The organism is Salinimicrobium oceani, from assembly GCF_012037645.1.
The window spans coordinates 1-290 of sequence record NZ_JAAVJR010001577.1; the positions used below are offsets into that span (position 1 = coordinate 1).

Here is a 290-nt window from a genome sequence, read left to right on the forward strand (position 1 = left end):
GTGGAAAGTGTATTTTCTCCCGAGCCTGAGATCATTACATCTCTGGTTGGAGACGGATCCAAGACCTGGGTGGTAGATAAGGCCACAGCAGGACATTTTGGAGTTGGGCCATGGTCAGATAGTTCAGTTATTCCTGAATGGTGGTCTGCCGGGGTCAATGAAAAAGTAGGATCTGCAGATTGTTTCTATTCTGCAACCTTTACTTTTAGTGAAACTGAAAATGGCTTTACGCTGAATGTAGATGCTCCGGAAGGTGCTTTTACAAAAACGGGTAGTTTAAGTAACAATCT

Annotated in this window: 1 pseudogene; it reads left to right on the forward strand. The window is 43.8% G+C overall.

The window, feature by feature from the left end:
- Positions 1–290: pseudogene (locus HC175_RS23135) on the forward strand (hypothetical protein); the annotation flags it as partial.